Origin of the sequence: Arthrobacter rhizophilus (assembly GCF_026241105.1) — a bacterium.
Taxonomy (GTDB): Bacteria; Actinomycetota; Actinomycetes; order Actinomycetales; family Micrococcaceae; genus Arthrobacter.
In genome coordinates this window covers 50,498-67,588 of sequence record NZ_JAPFFT010000012.1, presented here as the reverse complement: position 1 = coordinate 67,588, position 17,091 = coordinate 50,498, and the positions used below count along the sequence as shown (strand labels likewise).

16 protein-coding genes are annotated in these 17,091 nt (G+C 63.5%); 10 read left to right on the top strand and 6 right to left on the bottom strand.

The features are described from left to right. The first annotated feature begins 77 nt into the window (after positions 1 to 77). The 4 genes from OOZ51_RS11950 (at position 78) to OOZ51_RS11935 (ending at position 3,657) form a co-directional block, all read left to right on the top strand. Entirely contained in the window at positions 78 to 1,052 is a 975-nt protein-coding gene (locus OOZ51_RS11950) for an amino acid ABC transporter permease (protein ID WP_265979816.1), read from the top strand. Next, positions 1,049 to 1,828, top strand: coding sequence for an amino acid ABC transporter ATP-binding protein (locus OOZ51_RS11945; RefSeq protein ID WP_265979815.1), 780 nt, complete (start codon positions 1,049 to 1,051; stop codon positions 1,826 to 1,828). Before OOZ51_RS11950 ends, OOZ51_RS11945 begins: the two co-directional genes overlap by 4 nt. Beyond that, positions 1,825 to 2,520: a GntR family transcriptional regulator gene (locus OOZ51_RS11940; protein ID WP_265979814.1), complete on the top strand. Its 696-nt coding sequence runs from the start codon at positions 1,825 to 1,827 to the stop codon at positions 2,518 to 2,520. The genes OOZ51_RS11945 and OOZ51_RS11940 overlap by 4 nt, the downstream gene beginning before the upstream one ends. Positions 2,521 to 2,781: 261 nt before the next feature. After that, a complete protein-coding gene (locus OOZ51_RS11935; protein ID WP_265979813.1) occupies positions 2,782 to 3,657 on the top strand; it encodes a PaaX family transcriptional regulator in 876 nt (291 codons plus the stop codon). An 86-nt stretch (positions 3,658 to 3,743) separates the two neighbouring features. Here OOZ51_RS11935 and OOZ51_RS11930 read toward each other — a convergent pair whose 3' ends face one another. Both OOZ51_RS11930 and OOZ51_RS11925 read right to left on the bottom strand, forming a co-directional pair. Further along, the gene (locus OOZ51_RS11930) at positions 3,744 to 5,243 is read right to left on the bottom strand and encodes an amino acid permease (protein WP_265979812.1); all 1,500 of its coding nucleotides are present in this window, start codon (positions 5,241 to 5,243) and stop codon (positions 3,744 to 3,746) included. A 46-nt stretch (positions 5,244 to 5,289) separates the two neighbouring features. Then, positions 5,290 to 5,688 (bottom strand): RidA family protein, encoded by a 399-nt coding sequence (locus OOZ51_RS11925; protein WP_236813204.1) that lies wholly within the window; start codon positions 5,686 to 5,688, stop codon positions 5,290 to 5,292. A gap of 165 nt (positions 5,689 to 5,853) precedes the next feature. On the opposite strand from OOZ51_RS11925, the gene OOZ51_RS11920 reads away from it, so the two are divergent. From OOZ51_RS11920 to OOZ51_RS11895, 6 genes are read left to right on the top strand one after another with little or no spacing between them, the layout of a single operon-like run. Then, on the top strand, positions 5,854 to 6,711 hold the full coding sequence (locus tag OOZ51_RS11920; RefSeq protein ID WP_265979811.1) for a fumarylacetoacetate hydrolase family protein: 858 nt from the start codon (positions 5,854 to 5,856) through the stop codon (positions 6,709 to 6,711). Between the two features lie 34 nt (positions 6,712 to 6,745). Then, positions 6,746 to 7,228 carry a cupin domain-containing protein gene (locus OOZ51_RS11915; protein WP_265979810.1) on the top strand — a complete coding sequence of 161 codons (483 nt, stop codon included), beginning with the start codon at positions 6,746 to 6,748 and terminating at the stop codon, positions 7,226 to 7,228. Positions 7,229 to 7,233: 5 nt separating this feature from the next. Then, positions 7,234 to 8,124, top strand: coding sequence for an acyl-CoA thioesterase (locus tag OOZ51_RS11910; protein ID WP_265979809.1), 891 nt, complete (start codon positions 7,234 to 7,236; stop codon positions 8,122 to 8,124). A 41-nt stretch (positions 8,125 to 8,165) separates the two neighbouring features. Then, a complete protein-coding gene (locus OOZ51_RS11905; protein WP_265979808.1) occupies positions 8,166 to 9,824 on the top strand; it encodes an AMP-binding protein in 1,659 nt (552 codons plus the stop codon). Positions 9,825 to 9,839: 15 nt separating this feature from the next. After that, positions 9,840 to 12,230 carry a bifunctional salicylyl-CoA 5-hydroxylase/oxidoreductase gene (locus OOZ51_RS11900; protein ID WP_265979807.1) on the top strand — a complete coding sequence of 797 codons (2,391 nt, stop codon included), beginning with the start codon at positions 9,840 to 9,842 and terminating at the stop codon, positions 12,228 to 12,230. Between the two features lie 10 nt (positions 12,231 to 12,240). Then, positions 12,241 to 12,876 carry a CG0192-related protein gene (locus OOZ51_RS11895; protein ID WP_265979806.1) on the top strand — a complete coding sequence of 212 codons (636 nt, stop codon included), beginning with the start codon at positions 12,241 to 12,243 and terminating at the stop codon, positions 12,874 to 12,876. 4 nt (positions 12,877 to 12,880) lie between these two features. Here OOZ51_RS11895 and OOZ51_RS11890 read toward each other — a convergent pair whose 3' ends face one another. The 4 genes from OOZ51_RS11890 to dnaK all read right to left on the bottom strand — a co-directional run bounded on the left by OOZ51_RS11890 (position 12,881) and on the right by dnaK (position 16,971). Further along, entirely contained in the window at positions 12,881 to 13,303 is a 423-nt protein-coding gene (locus OOZ51_RS11890) for a heat shock protein transcriptional repressor HspR (protein WP_265979804.1), read from the bottom strand. 29 nt (positions 13,304 to 13,332) lie between these two features. Then, on the bottom strand, positions 13,333 to 14,298 hold the full coding sequence (locus tag OOZ51_RS11885) for a DnaJ C-terminal domain-containing protein (RefSeq protein ID WP_265979803.1): 966 nt from the start codon (positions 14,296 to 14,298) through the stop codon (positions 13,333 to 13,335). Between the two features lie 106 nt (positions 14,299 to 14,404). Next, a complete protein-coding gene (locus OOZ51_RS11880) occupies positions 14,405 to 15,088 on the bottom strand; it encodes a nucleotide exchange factor GrpE (protein WP_265979802.1) in 684 nt (227 codons plus the stop codon). A 2-nt stretch (positions 15,089 to 15,090) separates the two neighbouring features. After that, positions 15,091 to 16,971: a molecular chaperone DnaK gene (dnaK, locus tag OOZ51_RS11875; RefSeq protein ID WP_265979801.1), complete on the bottom strand. Its 1,881-nt coding sequence runs from the start codon at positions 16,969 to 16,971 to the stop codon at positions 15,091 to 15,093. Between the last annotated feature and the right edge of the window lie 120 nt (positions 16,972 to 17,091).

Below are 17,091 nucleotides of genomic sequence, written 5' to 3'. Positions count from 1 at the left end.
CTCCGGATTCCAGTTCCGCAAAGAAGGACACCACATGCGTACGAAAACAACTTTCCCGCCGTCGGGTGATCTCCGCCATGATCGTTGACAGCCATCAGGCACCGGCGCACGATAACACCGGAAAGCCTCCCGTGACCGTTCTTGATCCGACACGCGCGCCGGACGGCCACGTGGCCGGGATCCAGGCCAAGCGCCGGAAGCCCTACGGGCAGATGGCCACCGGGACGCTTATTGTGGCGATTGCCGCACTGTTCATTTGGTCCCAGGCGGCGAATGAGAACCTGGATTGGTCCAGCGTCGGCGAGTTCATGTTCCACCCGGTCATCTTCAAAGGCATCGCCGTCACGCTGGAACTCTCGGTCTTCAGCATGTTGATCTCGGTGGTCCTTGCTTTCGGAGTGGCCCTCATGTGCCAGAGCCAAAACAGACTCGCGGCTGTTGTTGGCCGACTCTATGTGTGGTTCTTCCGGGGTGTGCCGCTCCTGGTCCAGATCCTCATCTGGTTCAACCTGGCGGTGCTGTACCCCAAGATCCTCGGAACCGACACCAATCAGCTCATCTCGGGCTTCACGGCGGGTCTCTGTGCACTGTCATTGGCCGAGTCCGGCTACATGGCAGAAATTATTCGCGGCGGCATTCTGTCGGTCAGCAAGGGACAGACCGATGCCGGCCTCAGCATCGGCCTGACACGCGGACAGGCTTTGCGGCGGATCGTATTGCCGCAGACCATCCGCGTCATCATTCCACCGACGGGAAACCAATTCATCGGCCTCCTCAAGGCCAGCTCCTTGGTTTCTGCGATCGGCGGAAGCGACCTTCTGACGCAGACCCAACTCATCTACGGCCAGAATTTCAAGATTGTGCCACTGCTCATTGTGGCCACGGCCTGGTACCTCGTCCTTGTCAGCGTTGCCAGCATCGGTCAGTACTTCCTGGAACAAAAGTTCAGCCCGGACGGCGCCGCGGCCCGGCGGTCGTTCCGGGAACTCATCCGCCGGAACGTCCTGTTGCGGAACCACTCAGATCTTCCCCGAAAGGCAGTCCAGCCATGACCCTCGCTCCAGCACAGGCGCCACTGATGGTGATCGACGACGTCCACAAATGGCTCGGAAAGAACCACATCCTGCGCGGCGTGAACATGACCGTGGCACCAGGAGAAATAGTTTGTGTCCTCGGCCCGTCAGGCTCCGGAAAGAGCACGCTGCTGCGCTGCATCAACGGTCTCGAGGCGGTTGAATCCGGGACAGTAGAAGTCGGTGGAGACCTCGTCGGCTACAAGATCCACAAAGGACAGTTGTTCGAACACACCGAACGGGAATCGGCCAAAATGCGACGGCGGATCGGCATGGTCTTCCAACATTTCAACCTTTTCACCCACATGACAGCATCGGAGAACGTCAGTTACGGCCCCCGGCGCGTGCTTGGGCTGTCCAAAGCCGAGGCCAATGAGCAGGGACTGGAAGCACTGCGCAAGGTGGGTCTGAAAGACAAGGCCGGGTCTTATCCTGCACAGCTCTCCGGCGGCCAACAACAGCGCGTTGCCATCGCGCGGTCGCTGGCCATGAAACCCCAAGTGATGCTCTTTGACGAACCGACCAGCGCCCTGGACCCCGAACTGGTGGGCGACGTCCTTCAGGTCATGAAGCGCGTCGCCGAGGAAGGCATGACGATGGTTGTGGTCACCCACGAAATCGGGTTCGCTCGCGAAGTCGCTGACCGGGTGATATTCATGGACGAAGGCCGGGTTATCGAATCCGGCCCGGCGGCCCAGGTCCTGGATAATCCTTCGCACGAACGCACTGCCAACTTCCTGCGACACGTCAGATGACCAGAACAGCGTCTGCATACGCCGAAATACGGGACCGGATCATCAGCGGCGAGCTGACGCCCGGAACCTGGCTTCGGGAGAGGGACCTCTCGGCCGAATTGAATGTGTCACGGGTTCCGGTCCGGGAAGCGCTCCTGCAGCTTGAGGCAGACGGCTTCACCACGACGGGTCCGCGTCACGGCGCGGTCGTCAGGCAAATGACGATTCAAGATGTCGATGAAGTCTTCGATATCCGGCTCAGCATCGAGGTCTCGGCAGCGAGCATCGCTGCCCGCCAGGTTGCTGCCGGGGCCAGCCCCGAGCGCTTGCTATTGGTCCTCGCCGAGGCCGAAGCGCTGGTGGCCAGCGGAGACGAGGACCTCAAGGCCAGCACCAACGTGGCCATCCATGACGAGATTTTCAGCCTAACCGGCAACGAACTCATGACCACCGTGATCCGCCCGGTCGCTAACCGCATGAGGTGGCTCTTTGGAAACGTCGTCCAGCAGGATGCCGGGCAACTCTGCCGGGAACACCGTGCATTGTGCGACGCGATCTGTGCCGGGCAGGCTGAGCTCGCGTCCGCGCTGGCGGTTGCCCATATCGAGCACAGCCGCGGACCCGCCATTTCGCAATTGGAAGGGAAGCTTCCCCTCCGCCGCCTGTCATCTGCCGTGGACGGCCGGATGCCGCGAAGCCACCGGAAACGCTGAGCCTACGGGAGCGCTGAGCCACAGTCCCGGCGGCTCACCGCCTACAAACGAGAGGTTCCCTTGACACTCATTTCCTAAGCCCACCTGCTTCGGCATATCAAGTTCCGAACGGCCGTCACTTGATGTATACAATTGAACGCGGCCAGAGCACTGCAACGTCCCCGAAAAGGGAACCGTGGAGGGCAACTAAGCGCCGCCGGTGATGCAAGAAAGCATCGACAGAACTGTGGAATGGGATCGGGGCTCTGAAACGTGATGGACATGCCTGCTCCCCCGGTGCGCCACCAGCAGCTGATCGTCACCATCTACGGGCTCTACGGCCGCAGTTCAGGCGATGCCCTCCCTGTTTCCGTTCTGATTTCCATGCTGGGCGACCTCGGCTACGACGCGCCGGGAGTCCGTTCCTCAGTCTCGCGGCTAAAGGCCAAGGGCGTGCTCAAAAGTGTCCGCCAGGACGGCGTCGCCAAATACGAACTGTCTGACACCGTTCTGGACGTCTTCCGTGAGGGTGATCGGAGGATTTTCGCCCCCGATCGCGCCGCCCAGTTGGAATCCTGGGTCCTCGCGGTGTTTTCCGTCCCCGAGTCAATGCGGAACCGCCGGCACCAACTGCGTTCCGAGCTGTCCGGGCTCGGTTTTGGATCCGTGGCATCGGGGGTATGGATAGCGCCGGCCCAAGTCCTTGACCAGGCCCGCGAGCGGCTTGCCTCGCGCGGTCTCATCCAGTTTGTGGACTTCTTCCGCGGCGACTACCTGTTTGAGGGCCCTATGCGGCCGAAGGTGGCCGAATGGTGGGATCTGAAGGCCATCGACGAGCAATTCGCCGAGTTCTTGGATCTTTATGAAGGGGCCGGAGATCTTTGGGCCGGTCTGGTAGGAGATGATCCCGAGGCCGCGCTGGCCAACTCGACGGCCCAGCTGCGCCGGGATGCTTTCCGCTACTACATTCCCATGCTGACCCTGTGGCGGCGCTTCCCGTACCGGGACCCGAACCTGCCGATGGAATACCTCCCGAAGGACTGGCGCGGCCCGGCGGTTCGCGAGACGTTCCAGGCGGTTCATCGCCTCGCCGCGCCCCTTGCGGCAGCCTATGCGCACGAGCTCATCCACGGCAGCATCGATCTGGTGGCGCCTTAGCGGCTAGCGCGCGAGTCCAAGGAGCACGGGAGGACCGGCCGCAGTGCGGCCGGTCCTCCCCACACCTAGGAGAGCGCGCCCACACCCTAGGAGTGCGCTGCCTCATTCAGGTTCCGGTCGTCGTCAGAGCCGGACCCGACGACGGCGGACCCGGCGGCGGTGCCTTTGTCGCCGCTTGCGGAACCGGCGGCGTCGGACTCTGCAGTTCCCGAAGGGGCGCCTTGGCGGCCCCTCTTCAAGACGAAGTAGAGGACGACGATGCAAATGGCGAACGGGACCCCGAACATCAATGTCATCCGGAAGGCCTCGACGAAGAGCGTCGTCACCATGATGGCAACCATGAGGATGGCTCCACCCCAGGACGCCGCCGGGTAGAACCGCAGCTTGTATGACAGCACCGTTCCCTCGCGCTTCGCTGAGCGTCGGAATGCCAAGTGGGTTACGAAGATCATGAGCCACGTGGCCATGGCCCCGAACATCGACAACGCCATCATGAAGGTGAAGCCGGACTCCGGGTTCATGGCGTAGACGCATGCCGCGACCGCGATTCCACCTGTGCAGAGAATCAGCGCGTTGACCGGGGATCCGTTCTTGTGGAGCCGTCCGAACACGGCGGGCGCCTGCCCTGCCCGGGACAGGCTGAACATCATGCGGGTGGAGATGTAGAGCTGCGAATTCATCGCTGAAAGAGCAGCCACAATCACCACGACGTTGATGACAGAGTCTGCGAACGGAATGCCGATGACCTGCATGACGGTGACGAAGGGGCTGTTTCCGGCGAGGATCTGGCTGACGGGCGCAATGGCCAGGATCAGGGCCAGGGTCAGGATGTAGAAGAGAAAGAGACGGAATACCGTGACCTTGAATGCCTTCTTGACCGCCGTTCCCGGATCCTTCGCTTCACCCGCGGCAATCGCGATCATCTCCACCGAGAGGTAGCTGAAGATCGCGACGATCACGGCCACCCACATGCCGGACACCCCGTTGGGGAAGAACCCGCCCTCGGCAGTGTAGTTGTGGAAGCCGTAGCCGGACTCCCGCTGTCCGAAGACCAGAATGGCGGCAAGCAGGATGAATCCCAGGATGGCGAACACCTTGATGCTGGAGAACCAGTACTCAAGGGTGCCGAAGGCCTTGACGTTGAACATGTTGACGGCGATGAGAACCCCGGCAAACAACAGGATCCAAACCAGCGGGGGAACCCCAGGGAACCACAGTTTCATGTAGTCCCCGATCGCGAGGACCTCAGTGCCTACGGCCAGCACGACGCAGGACCAGTAGAGGTACTTCACCAGGAATCCCGCGAGGGGCGAAATGTAATGCTCGGCGAAGGCCCCGAAGGATCCCGTGGTCGAATGCGCCACGGTCATCTCAGCCAGCGCGCCCATCAGCATCACGGCGATCAGGCCACCGATTGCATAGCTCAGCAAGACGCTGGGCCCGGCGAAGGAAATTGCGAACTTGCTTCCGAGGAAGAGCCCGGTGCCGATCGCGCCGCCCAGTGCGATCATAGTCAGCTGGGGACTGGTGAGTTCGCGTTTGAGTCCGCGCTCGCGGTTCTTAATCAGGTCGAAGCTTTGTGACATCGTTGTCTCCTTTGCTCGAAACTTTCTTGAATGTTGCGCCTCGTGGCTAGCGCTCCGGAATGACGGCGATGCCTTGGATCTCGATGAGGGCTTCCTTCTGCCAAAGCCGCGTGACGCCGATTCCAGCCATGGCGGGATACTCGGATCCGGCCATTTCACGCCAGATTCGTCCGATCTCGCGGCCGTTGGCCATGTAGTCGTCCACGTCGGTGAGGTAGATGGTCACACTGACCAGATCCTCGGGTAGTCCGCCGGCCTCGCGCAGGGTGGTCAGCACATTGGAAAAAGCCTGCGTGAACTGTTCTACGATCCCGCCGGGAACGATGTTCATGTCCTTGTCCAGGGCCGTCTGCCCGCCGAGGAACAAGGTGTTTCCGGCGAGCATTCCGTGGGCAAAGCCTGACGGCTTCGGGAGCGACCCGGGATTGACGGTCTTGTGGCTCATGTTGTTCCTCCTCGTGATGGCGGCTGCGGCATGTTCGAAAAGCCGTATGCAGATCATTCCCCGCCGTGCTACATTGAGCATATGTGACGATCGTAAAAAAGTCGACACATAAGAATGAATGCAGAGAGAATGTAGGAATTGCTGGGAAACGAAGGGACATAAACCATGAAGCTGGCTACCTTGCGGACAGCCGACGGGGGCACGACGGCGGCACTTGCCACGGGCGGGAACACTTATGTTCCACTGCCGGCCAACGACGTCGGAGCCCTCCTTGCAGTCGGGGACTGGCGCGCGCTCGTGGAAGCTGCCCTCGTTTCAGCCTCCGGAGCGGAAGCCGTTTCTGCACCTGCTAGCGAGCTGGCACCTCTGCTTCCCCGGGCCGGGAAGGTCATTTGCTGCGGGCTGAACTACGGAGACCACATCCAGGAGATGGGCCGCGAGTTGCCTCAATACCCCACGCTTTTCGCGAAGTATGCGGACACCCTCACCGGCCCGGCTGACACCATCCATGTCCACGGCAGCGCGAAGGTCGACTGGGAAGCCGAGCTGGCCGTCGTCGTCGGCTCCGAGCTGTTCCGCGCAGACGAAGACGAAGCGCGGAAGGCCATCGCGGGGTACACGGTGGCCAACGACATTTCCATGCGCGATTGGCAGAACCGGACCCTCCAGTGGTTCCAAGGCAAGGCATTCGACGGAACCACCCCAGTGGGGCCGGTCATGGTGACCGCGGACGAGGTCGACGGCGATTTCGAGGTCCGCGGTTATGTCAACGGCGAGCCGGTGCAGTCCGGGAACACCAGCACCTTGGTGTTCGGCCCCGCGCGACTGCTCTCCTACATTTCCCAGTTCACCGTCCTGCGTCCGGGAGACCTTGTCCTGACTGGTACGCCCGGGGGCGTGGGGATGGGCATGACACCGCCACGTTTCCTGAACGACGGCGACGTCCTCACCACCGAAATCGACGGGATCGGAAGGCTCGAAAACGAGTTCCGGATCCACGTACCCGTCCCCGCCAACGCCTAAGACCAATACCAACCACTTCAAAGGAGTGAGCATCATGAACCCAACCGCTACCGATTACCGCCTCGAAGGCGACAACTCCATCTACGCCCAGCCGGACGGCAAAGTGATTCCCGTCGTCACGCGCGCTGGCGAAGAGGACGCCAACACGGCCCAGTCCGGCGACTGCGTCCGCGTCTCGGGCGTCAGCATCCAGCACACGCCGGCCACCAAGATCTGGTTTGGTCAGGTCTCCAACGTTCCCGGCTACCGCTCCCTGCCGCACCACCACGGCGAAGCGGAAACCGGCGGCTACGTGCTCCGCGGCCACGGTCGCATCTACTTCGGCGAAAACTACTCCGAGTTCCTGGACATGAAGACCGGCGATTGGGTGTTCGTCCCGCCGTTCATGCCGCACGTCGAGGCGAACATGTCGGTCAACGAAGAACTCGTGTGGCTGACCGCGCGCACCCCGGAGAACCTGGTGATCAACCTCGAGGACGTTGCGGACGAGACCCTCGCCGGGTTCCGCAGGGCCTGATGGACATGTCCACTGGAATCCTGACCTCGGAGACGTTCCTAAAAGCCATCGAGCTGACGGCCGTCCCGGCCCAGATCCACGACGAAGCCTACGAAGCCACCTCGCAGTACGTTCCGTGGCCCAAAGCCTACGGTGGAGACATGGTGGCCCAGGCCGCGGCGGCGATGATGCGCTCGGTCGACGGCGACCGTTCGCTGCATTCCATGCACAGCTACTTCATGCGCCCCGTGGAGATCGGGGCCACGGTCCGCTACGAGGTTGAACGCCTCCGCGACGGCCGTGGATACTCGACCCGCAGCGTCCGTGGATACCAGAACGGCAAGACCGTCTACGCGGCGATGGGCTCCTTCCAGGTACCCGAAGACGGCCCGGACTTCCAGCCCGAGGCGCCATCCGCCGTCGAACCCGAATCCCTCCGCAGCGCCGCCGAGGTGCTGCAGGGCGTCGAGGGGCCCGCTGCCGAGTACTGGTCCTCGAAGCGCAGCTTCGATATGCGACACATTCCCGGGCCGGTATATCTGCAGGTGGAGGGCGAATCCGTGCCGCACCAGGCCATCTGGGTGAAAGCTTTCGAGCAACTTCCCGACCCTGGTGACGAACATGCCATCGCCGATCTGCACCGGGCGGCATTGGCCTACGTCTGCGACTACACCATCCTTGAGCCGCTGCTCCGGGTGAATGGGCTCCACTGGTCCAGCCACGGACTGGCTACGGCCAGCCTGGACCATTCCATGTGGTTCCACCGGGACGGCCGCGCCGACGACTGGGTTTTGTATGCCCAGGAGGCCGTGTCCGGGCAAAGCAACAGAGGGCTTGCCACGGGCCGCTTCTTCGACAGGCAAGGACGCCTGCTGGCAACGGTGGCCCAAGAAGGCATGATCCGCGCCGGCTCCTGAACACTTTCGACTTATCCGTTCTGTTACTGAAAGGAGTGGCCATGACAATGTTGAGATCAGCCCACGTGGACACCTTCACCCGCGACCATCTGCCACCGGCCGGCACGTGGCCGACCCTCGAATTCACCCTGCCGGAACTCCAGTACCCGGCGACGCTCAACGCAGCAGCGGTACTCATTGACGACGCCGTCGCAAACCATGGTGCCGAGCGGGCCGCGCTGCGAACCCCCGACGGCGCGGTCTGGACTTACGGTGAACTGCAGCAGCGCGCCAACCAGGTCGCCCAGGTCCTCACGGAGGACTTCGAAGTGGTGCCCGGGAACCGCGTCATGTTGCGCGGGCCGAACAATCCCTGGATTGTCGCGGCCTGGCTTGGCGTGCTCAAAGCCGGGGCCGTCGTTGTCACCACCATGCCGATGCTGCGTTCCAGCGAGGTCGGCACGCTTATCAGCCTCACGCGTCCCACCGTGGCTATCTCCGACCACCGGTTCATGGACGAACTGCTCGCGGCCGCAGGAGAGGACACCGTTGTCCTCTCCTACGGATCCGACGACGCCGGCGACCTCACGTCCCGCGCCGCCGCCAAGAGCGGCGAGTTCACGGCCGTGCCCACCTCGGCCGACGACGTCGCGCTGCTCGGCCCGACGTCGGGCACCACGGGCACGCCCAAGATCACCATGCATTTCCATCGGGACATCCTCGCGAACGCCGACACGTTCGCCCGCCATATTCTGCAGCCAACCGCCGACGACGTGTTCGCCGGTTCACCGCCCCTCGCCTTCACGTTCGGCCTCGGCGGGCTGGTGGTCTTCCCGCTGCGGTTCGGCGCATCCTCATTACTGACCGAACGGGCCACCCCCGTGGAACTTGCCGAGAGTGCTGCCGCTGCCGGGGCCACCATCCTGTTCACCGCACCCACCGCCTACCGCGCCATCCTCAAGGAGGGTCTTGGATCGTTGCTCCGCGGGCTCCGTGTGGCGGTCTCGGCGGGCGAACACCTGCCCAAGGAAACGTGGGAGGCAGTCCGGGAGGCCACGGGCCTCCGGCTCGTCAACGGCATCGGAGCCACCGAACTGTTGCACGTGTTCATTTCCGCATCCGGGGACGACATCCGGCCCGGCACCACCGGCCGGGCCGTTCCCGGGTACAGGGCGGCCATCCTCGACGACGAGGGCCTGGAACTAGGACCCGGGCAGATCGGCCGGCTCGCCGTCATCGGCCCCACCGGATGCCGCTACCTGGATGACCCACGGCAATCGAACTACGTGGTCAACGGCTGGAACGTCACCGGCGACACCTTCACGAAAGACGAGGACGGGTACTTCACCTATCAGGCTCGGTCGGACAACATGATCGTCTCCTCCGGCTACAACATCGGTGCCCCCGAGGTGGAAACCGCCATCGACCTGCACCCGGATGTGGTGGAGAACGCCGTCATCGGCCGGCCCGACGAGGCACGCGGCAGCGTGGTCTGCGCGTTCATCGTCCTGCGCGAAGGCGTCAGGGGCGATGACGCGAAGCGCAAGGAAATCCAGGACTTCGTCAAACGGACGATCGCCCCCTACAAGTACCCGCGGGACATCCGGTTCGTCGACGAACTCCCCCGCAACCCCAGCGGCAAGCTGCAGCATTTCAAGCTGCGCGACCGCATCAACAACGACCCCGAACAGCTTGCCGGCGCAGGCCTGGGCCAGGCCTGAGAAGGAGCAAAAAGCATGAAAATCGCAATCGTAGGAGGCGGGCCCGGCGGCCTGTACTTCGCGGCACTGATGAAGCAACTCGACCCGTCCCACAAGATCACCCTCTGGGAACGCAACGCCGCCAGCGACACTTTCGGTTTCGGCGTCGTATTTTCCGATGAGACGCTCGGTGGGATCGGCAACGCCGACCCCGTCGTGGCCGAGTACATGAGCCGGCGCTTCGCACGCTGGTCCGACATCGACGTCCACTTCGGCGGGGAAACGGTGACGGTGGGCGGCCAGGGCTTTGCGGCCATGAGCCGCAAGGAACTGCTGGAACTGCTTCAACGCCGGTGCGCCGAGCTCGGCGTCGACCTGCGTTTCCAGACCGTTGCGCCGCCCGTTGAGGAACTCGAGGCCGGCTATGACCTGGTCCTCGCCGCGGACGGCATCAACTCCCAGATCCGCGCCAACTACGCGGACTCCTTCATTCCAAGCCTGGACCTGCGGCCCAACAAGTTCATGTGGCTGGGCACGGACCAGGTTTTCGAGGCTTTCAAGTTCTTCGTCAAGGAGACCGAATGGGGGGTCATGCAGATCCATGGCTACCCGTACTCCGACGAAGGATCCACGTTCATTGTCGAAATGCACGAGGACGTGTGGCGCGCTGCCGGGTTCGACGAGACCACAACCGAGGTCTTCCCGCCAGGCGTGTCCGACGAGAAAGCGATCAGCAAGATCCGTTCCATCTTCGCCGAGGAACTCGACGGCTACGAAGTCCTTTCCAACAACTCCAAGTGGCTCAACTTCACCACCGTGCGCAATCAAAGCTGGCGCCACGGCAACGTGGTGCTGCTCGGCGACGCTGCCCACACCGCACACTTCTCCATAGGCTCCGGAACCAAACTGGCCATGGAGGACTCCCTGGCACTCGCCGCGTGCCTGCACGAGCACCCGGATGTGGAATCTGCGTTGTCCGCCTACGAAACCGAGCGGCGTCCGGTTGTGGCCTCCACCCAACGCGCTGCCCAGGCTTCACTGGAATGGTTCGAGCGGATCGCCCAATACAAGGAGCAGGACCCCACGCAGTTCGCCTTCAACCTCCTCACGCGGAGCCGCCGCATCACCCAGGAGAACCTGCGCCTGCGCGACCCGGAATTCGCCGACTCCGTAGACCGCAATTTCGCCCAATCCCAAGGACTGGCAGAGACCGCCCCGGCCATGTTCCAGCCGTTCCGGATCGGCGGACTGGAGCTGAAGAACCGCATTGTGGTCTCCCCCATGGACATGTACTCCGCAGTGGATGGCGTCCCGGGCGACTTCCACAAAGTCCACCTCGGTTCGAAGGCACTTGGCGGCGCCGGACTGGTCATGACCGAAATGGTGTGTGTTTCCGGGACCGGGCGGATCACCCCCGGGTGCACCGGCCTGTACACGGACGGCCAACGCGACAGTTGGAAGGAAATCGTGGACTTCGTCCATGCCAACTCAACGGCGAAGATCGGCGCGCAACTTGGACACTCGGGCCGCAAGGGCTCCACGCGGCTGATGTGGGAAGGCATTGACGAGCCGCTCGCATCAGGCAACTGGGACGTCGTCGGACCGTCGGCGCTGCCTTACGGTCCGGACAACCAGACGCCCGCGGAACTCGACCGTGCAGGCATGGCCGCCATCACGGCGCAATTCGTGGATGCTGCCCGTCGAGCGGATGAGGCAGGTTTCGACCTTCTGGAGCTCCATGCTGCGCACGGCTACCTGCTTTCCTCGTTCCTCTCGCCGGTGTCCAACCGCCGCACAGACGAGTACGGTGGCAGCCTGGAGAACCGCCTGCGGTTCCCCCTGGAAGTGTTCGACGCCGTCCGCGCGGCTTGGCCTGCCAGCAAGCCAGTGACTGTACGCATCTCCGCGACGGACTGGATCGAGGGCGGCAACGACTCGGATGACTCACTCGAGATCGCGCGGGCATTCGTGGCCCACGGCGCAGCGGGCATCGACGTCTCCACCGGTCAGGTCGCCAAGGAGGAACAACCGGCTTTCGGCCGCAGCTACCAGACGCCTTTCGCCGACAGGATCCGGCAGGAAGTTGCCGCACCGGCCGGAGCAGCCGTCATCGCTGTCGGCGCCATCTCCAGCTACGACGACGTCAATTCCATCCTCCTTGCGGGACGGGCAGACCTCGTGGCGCTTGGCCGGACGCACCTGTACAACCCCCAATGGACGCTCCACGCCGCGGCCGAGCAGGAATACCAGGGCCCAGGAGCCCAATGGGTGCCGCAGTTCCGTGCGGGCCGACGCAAACCGCCGAGCTCCCGCACGGATGCCGTGAGGCCCAGGCTTTCGCTCTTGAAAGAGCCCGAGTCCGACGCCGACAACACGCACCTGCGCTGGACCCCGAGCTCAGTCTCCGCGCCCGCACTGGCCAACTAGGCTGGACGGCATGGCTATCATCCACAGAGCGACCCTGCGACCAAGCAAATTGGAGCTCATCGAAAAGTACCTGCCCGCCCAGACGTGGTTCACCAAGGATGGCTCCGCCCCGCCCGAGCTCCTTGGCGCCTACCGCTTCGATGATCCGGACGGCGAAGTCGGCCTCGAGACCCATCTGGTCTCCCACGGCGGCAGGGTCTATCAGGTTCCGTTGACCTACCGGGGTTCGGAATTGCCCGGCGCGGAGGACTCGCTGCTCGGCACCATGGAACACTCCGTGTTGGGCCAGAGGTGGGTGTACGACGCCTGTGCCGATCCCGTCTACGTCGCTGCGCTGGCCACCGTCATCCTCACTGGACAACAGGAAGCCGAACAGTTCGTGGAGGTGGACGGCGCTCTGGAACCACTCACGGGTTCTGTCAAGGTCAAGGGCAGTGGAACGTCCGGTAGCGAAGTCCCCGCGCTGAGCCCGGCAGCCCCGATCACCGAGGACACCATCACAAGCATCGACGCTGGTGAGCTCACACTGCTGGTGAACCGTGTCCTGGATCTGGGGACGCCGGGTTCGGAAGATTCTGCTGCGCTGAGGGGCACTTGGGCCAAGCAAAGCAACCCCGTGCTACTGGCGTCGCTGTCGCAGGCCTAGAGGGCTACTCCCCCGGACGCGGTCGCCAAACCACAACTGCCTGCGACCGCGCCCGGGGGCGCTGCCCGCGGGCCAGGCTGACGACGTCGCCCGCTGCTCCTGCCGCGAAAATACGGGCCTCCAGCGGGCCCCGCCGGCGCTGCAATTCCTCGCTCAACTCGGCCACGCGGTATTGCAGCGCGGCCACTTGGTTTTCGAGATCGAGGATGCGTTTGATGCCCTCGAGGGATACGCCTTCGTGGGAGAGCCGCTGGACTTCACGCAAGCGGTCGATATCCCGCTGGGAGTAGCGCCGGGACTTGCCCGGTGCACGGCTCGGCGACACGATGCCGAGCCGGTCGTACTGACGCAGGGTCTGCGGGTGCATGTCAGCCAGTTCGGCCGCGACGGAGATGACGAAGATCGGCTGGTTGATGTCGATGCCCATGACTACGTCCCTCCGGTGTGTCGCTGACGCTACAAGCGGGCCTTGGCGGCCAAGTCGTGGCGCGGATCGGCGTCGGCGGTAGCCGCGGCGAATGCCTTGACGGCCTCCTCGGCTTCTTTATTAAGGTTCCGAGGGACGGCGACGTCGATTGTCACCAGCAGGTCGCCGGTGCCCTTTGTCGTTTTGACGCCTCGGCCCTTGACCCGGAGGGTGCGCCCGGAAGGCGTCCCGGCCGGGACGCGGACGGTGACACTGTCGCCGTCGAGCGTTGGCACGTGGATGTTGGAACCCAAAGCGGCCTCCGCGAAGGTGACCGGCACGTGGATGCGGATGTTGTCGCCGTCGCGAATGAAGAAATCGTGGGGCTTGACGTTCACCGTGATGATGAGGTCCCCATTACCTGCCGCACCCGGATTGCCCTTGCCCCGTTGACGGACTTTCTGGCCGTCCCTGATGCCCGCGGGAATCTTGACCTCAATGACGTTGCCGTTGCTTTCGCGCAGGCTCACCGTGGTGCCGTGGATGGAGCCGGCAAAGGAAATCGAGGTGGACGCCGTGCGGTCGCTGCCCTTCTGGGGGGCACGCTGGAAACCGGTCTGCCCTCCGCCGAAACCGCCGCCGAACAGGTCAGCGAACTCGGGAGGGATGCCACCGGCACCGGCAGGCTGACGTGCGCCGCCGCCGAAAAGTCCGCCGAACAGGTCCTCGAAGCCGCCATTGGCCGGCCCACCGCGTCCCGCACCGGGCGCAAAGCGTGCCCCGCCCATGGCACGAATGGCATCGTACTGCTGACGTTCCTCGGCATCCGAAAGCACCGAATAGGCCTCCGAGATGTCCTTGAACTTCTTCTCCGCAGCAACATCCCCGGAATTGGTATCCGGATGGTACTTCCGCGCAAGTTTGCGGTACGCCTTCTTGATGTCAGCGTCAGAGGCGTCCTTGGCGACACCAAGGATGGCGTAAAAATCCTTCTCAACCCAGTCCTGGCTGGCCAAGGGCGTTTCCTTTCAAATCAACAAAAGCGTTACGGCGAGATTACCGCTGAGCCGTAGCGGATGAGGGGGCCCGGGGCGGGCCCCCTCATCCGCGAAGGCGCGGTGACTACGCCGGCACAGCCACGATCACTTGAGCCGCACGAAGCACTCGGTCGCCGGAGCGGTAGCCGGAGCGCAGCACTTGGCTGACGGTGTCCACTTCGATGTCCTCGCCCGGCTGCTGGATGAGGGCTTCGTGGATCGTGGGGTCGAAATCGACGCCAGTTTCCGCGATGCGCTCCAGGCCGTACGTTTTCAGCGCGTTCTCCAGCTTGGCGGCGATCGAGGCGAACGGGCCGTCCACGAGGTCGCCGTGCTGGCGGGCGGCGTCGACGTCGTCGAGCACCGGCAGCAGGGAGTTCAAGACGCCGATGACGGCCATTTCCCCTGCGACGGCTCGGTCACGTTCCACGCGCTTGCGGTAGTTGACGTACTCGGCCTGCAGGCGCAGGAGGTCGTTGCGGAGTTCCGCGGCCTCTGCTTCTGCAGCGGCACCGGGGGCTACCGACTCTTCAGCCGGCACCTCGATGCCGTTGAGGATTTCCTCAGCCTGGGACAGGGCGTCACCCTCAGCGGCAGCGGCGTTGGAATCTGCTGCCGATCCTTGGGGGTGGCGGGCGGCCCCGGTCTCCGGGTCAACCTTGCGGTTGTCCCGAATAATTGGCTTCTGCTGACCGGCTCCTTCACGCTCGTCGTGCTTACCCTCGTTGTTGGAAGGTGAGTGCTCTGCTTCGTTGCCGTGGTGGGGCATGGTTACTTCTTCTTTTCGTCTTCGTCGATGATCTCGGCGTCGACGATGTCCTCATCGCCAGAGGCAGAACCCGGCTTGGCACCGGCGTGGGCGCCCTCAGCACCGGCAGCGCTGCTTGCACCATCCGGGGAACCGGCGTGCGAGTAGATCGCTTCGCCGAGCTTCGACTGCGAGTGCTGCAGCTTCTCGAAAGCGGTTTTCACTGCGGCGTCGTCGGTACCTTCGAGGGCCTTCTTGAGAGCGTCGACGTCGGCCTTGACCTCGGTCTTGACCTCTTCGGGCAGCTTGTCGTCGTTTTCGGCGATGAGCTTGTCCACGGAGTAGGCGAGCTGCTCGGCAGTGTTGCGGGTGTCCGTAGCCTCGCGGCGTGCCTTGTCCTCGGCTGCGTGCTCCTCGGCTTCACGGACCATGCGGTCGATGTCTTCCTTGGACAGCGCGGTGCCGCCGGTGATGGTCATCGACTGCTCCTTGCCGGTGCCCTTGTCCTTGGCGGAGACGTGGACAATGCCGTTGGCGTCGATGTCGAAGGTGACCTCGACCTGCGGGACGCCACGCGGTGCGGGAGCGATGCCAGTCAGTTCGAACGTGCCCAGCGGCTTGTTGTCGCGGGTGAATTCACGCTCGCCCTGGAAGACCTGGATGGCCACGGACGGCTGGTTGTCGTCAGCGGTGGTGAAGGTCTCGGAACGCTTGGTGGGGATGGCCGTGTTGCGCTCGATCAGGTGCGTCATGACGCCACCCTTGGTTTCGATACCGAGGGACAGCGGAGTGACGTCGATCAGGAGGACGTCCTTGCGCTCGCCCTTCAGCACACCGGCCTGCAGTGCTGCGCCAACGGCAACAACTTCGTCCGGGTTGACGCCCTTGTTGGGCTCCTTGCCGCCGGCGAGTTCCTTGACGAGGTCGTAGACGGCGGGCATGCGGGTGGAACCGCCCACCAGCACGATGTGGTCGATCTCGGAGAGCTTGATGCCGGTCTCGGCGATGACGTCGTGGAACGGCTTCTTGGTGCGCTCCAGCAGGTCCTTGGTGAGGTCCTGAAACTTGGCGCGGGTCAGCTGTTCGTCCAGGTGGACCGGGCCGTCGGGGGTGACGGAGAGGTACTGGAGGGAGACGTTGGTGCTGGTGGAGGAAGAGAGTTCCTTCTTGGCCTGCTCCGAAGCCTCGCGCAGACGCTGCAGGGCGATCTTGTCCTTGGAGAGGTCGATGCCCTTGACCTTGAGCTGGTTCAGTAGGTAGTCAACAACGCGCTGGTCCCAGTCGTCGCCGCCGAGGCGGTTGTCTCCGGCAGTGGCGCGGACCTGGATGGTGGAGAAGCCGTCTTCGTCCTTGCCGACTTCAAGCAGGGAAACGTCGAACGTTCCGCCGCCGAGGTCGAAGACCAGGATGAGCTCGTCTTCCTTGCCCTTGTCCAGGCCGTAGGCAAGTGCAGCCGCGGTGGGCTCGTTGACGATGCGCAGGACGTTGAGGCCAGCGATTTCGCCGGCTTCCTTGGTGGCCTGGCGCTCGGCGTCGTTGAAGTAGGCCGGGACGGTGATGACAGCGTCGGTGACCTTTTCGCCGAGGTAGCTCTCGGCGTCGTTCTTCAGCTTCATGAGGATACGCGCGGAGATTTCCTGCGGCGTGTACTTCTTGTCGTCAATGGCAACGCTCCAGTCGGTGCCCATGTGGCGCTTGACGGAGGCGATGGTCCGGTCGATGTTGTTGACGGCCTGGCGCTTGGCGATTTCGCCAACCAGGACTTCACCGGACTTGGAGAATGCAACGACCGACGGCGTGGTGCGGCCACCCTCGGCGTTGGCAATGACGGTGGGCTCGCCACCTTCGAGAACAGAGACGACGGAGTTAGTGGTTCCGAGGTCGATACCTACAGCGCGTGACATATGTTGCTTCCTTTCAATGGCCGACGATCGAGAATTCACCCGATTTCGCTACCCATGGAGGGTTTGGAGCCGGGGAGCACTCAACATTCGGCTAGTTGAGCGTTCTGCACTCAACTGTAC

Coding starts and splice junctions, on each gene's coding strand:
- OOZ51_RS11950 (WP_265979816.1), top strand. CDS start 78: ATGATCGTTGACAGCCATCAGGCACCGGCGCACGATAACACCGGAAAG.
- OOZ51_RS11945 (WP_265979815.1), top strand. CDS start 1,049: ATGACCCTCGCTCCAGCACAGGCGCCACTGATGGTGATCGACGACGTC.
- OOZ51_RS11940 (WP_265979814.1), top strand. CDS start 1,825: ATGACCAGAACAGCGTCTGCATACGCCGAAATACGGGACCGGATCATC.
- OOZ51_RS11935 (WP_265979813.1), top strand. CDS start 2,782: ATGCCTGCTCCCCCGGTGCGCCACCAGCAGCTGATCGTCACCATCTAC.
- OOZ51_RS11930 (WP_265979812.1), bottom strand. CDS start 5,243: ATGTCACAAAGCTTCGACCTGATTAAGAACCGCGAGCGCGGACTCAAA.
- OOZ51_RS11925 (WP_236813204.1), bottom strand. CDS start 5,688: ATGAGCCACAAGACCGTCAATCCCGGGTCGCTCCCGAAGCCGTCAGGC.
- OOZ51_RS11920 (WP_265979811.1), top strand. CDS start 5,854: ATGAAGCTGGCTACCTTGCGGACAGCCGACGGGGGCACGACGGCGGCA.
- OOZ51_RS11915 (WP_265979810.1), top strand. CDS start 6,746: ATGAACCCAACCGCTACCGATTACCGCCTCGAAGGCGACAACTCCATC.
- OOZ51_RS11910 (WP_265979809.1), top strand. CDS start 7,234: ATGTCCACTGGAATCCTGACCTCGGAGACGTTCCTAAAAGCCATCGAG.
- OOZ51_RS11905 (WP_265979808.1), top strand. CDS start 8,166: ATGACAATGTTGAGATCAGCCCACGTGGACACCTTCACCCGCGACCAT.
- OOZ51_RS11900 (WP_265979807.1), top strand. CDS start 9,840: ATGAAAATCGCAATCGTAGGAGGCGGGCCCGGCGGCCTGTACTTCGCG.
- OOZ51_RS11895 (WP_265979806.1), top strand. CDS start 12,241: ATGGCTATCATCCACAGAGCGACCCTGCGACCAAGCAAATTGGAGCTC.
- OOZ51_RS11890 (WP_265979804.1), bottom strand. CDS start 13,303: ATGGGCATCGACATCAACCAGCCGATCTTCGTCATCTCCGTCGCGGCC.
- OOZ51_RS11880 (WP_265979802.1), bottom strand. CDS start 15,088: ATGCCCCACCACGGCAACGAAGCAGAGCACTCACCTTCCAACAACGAG.
- dnaK (WP_265979801.1), bottom strand. CDS start 16,971: ATGTCACGCGCTGTAGGTATCGACCTCGGAACCACTAACTCCGTCGTC.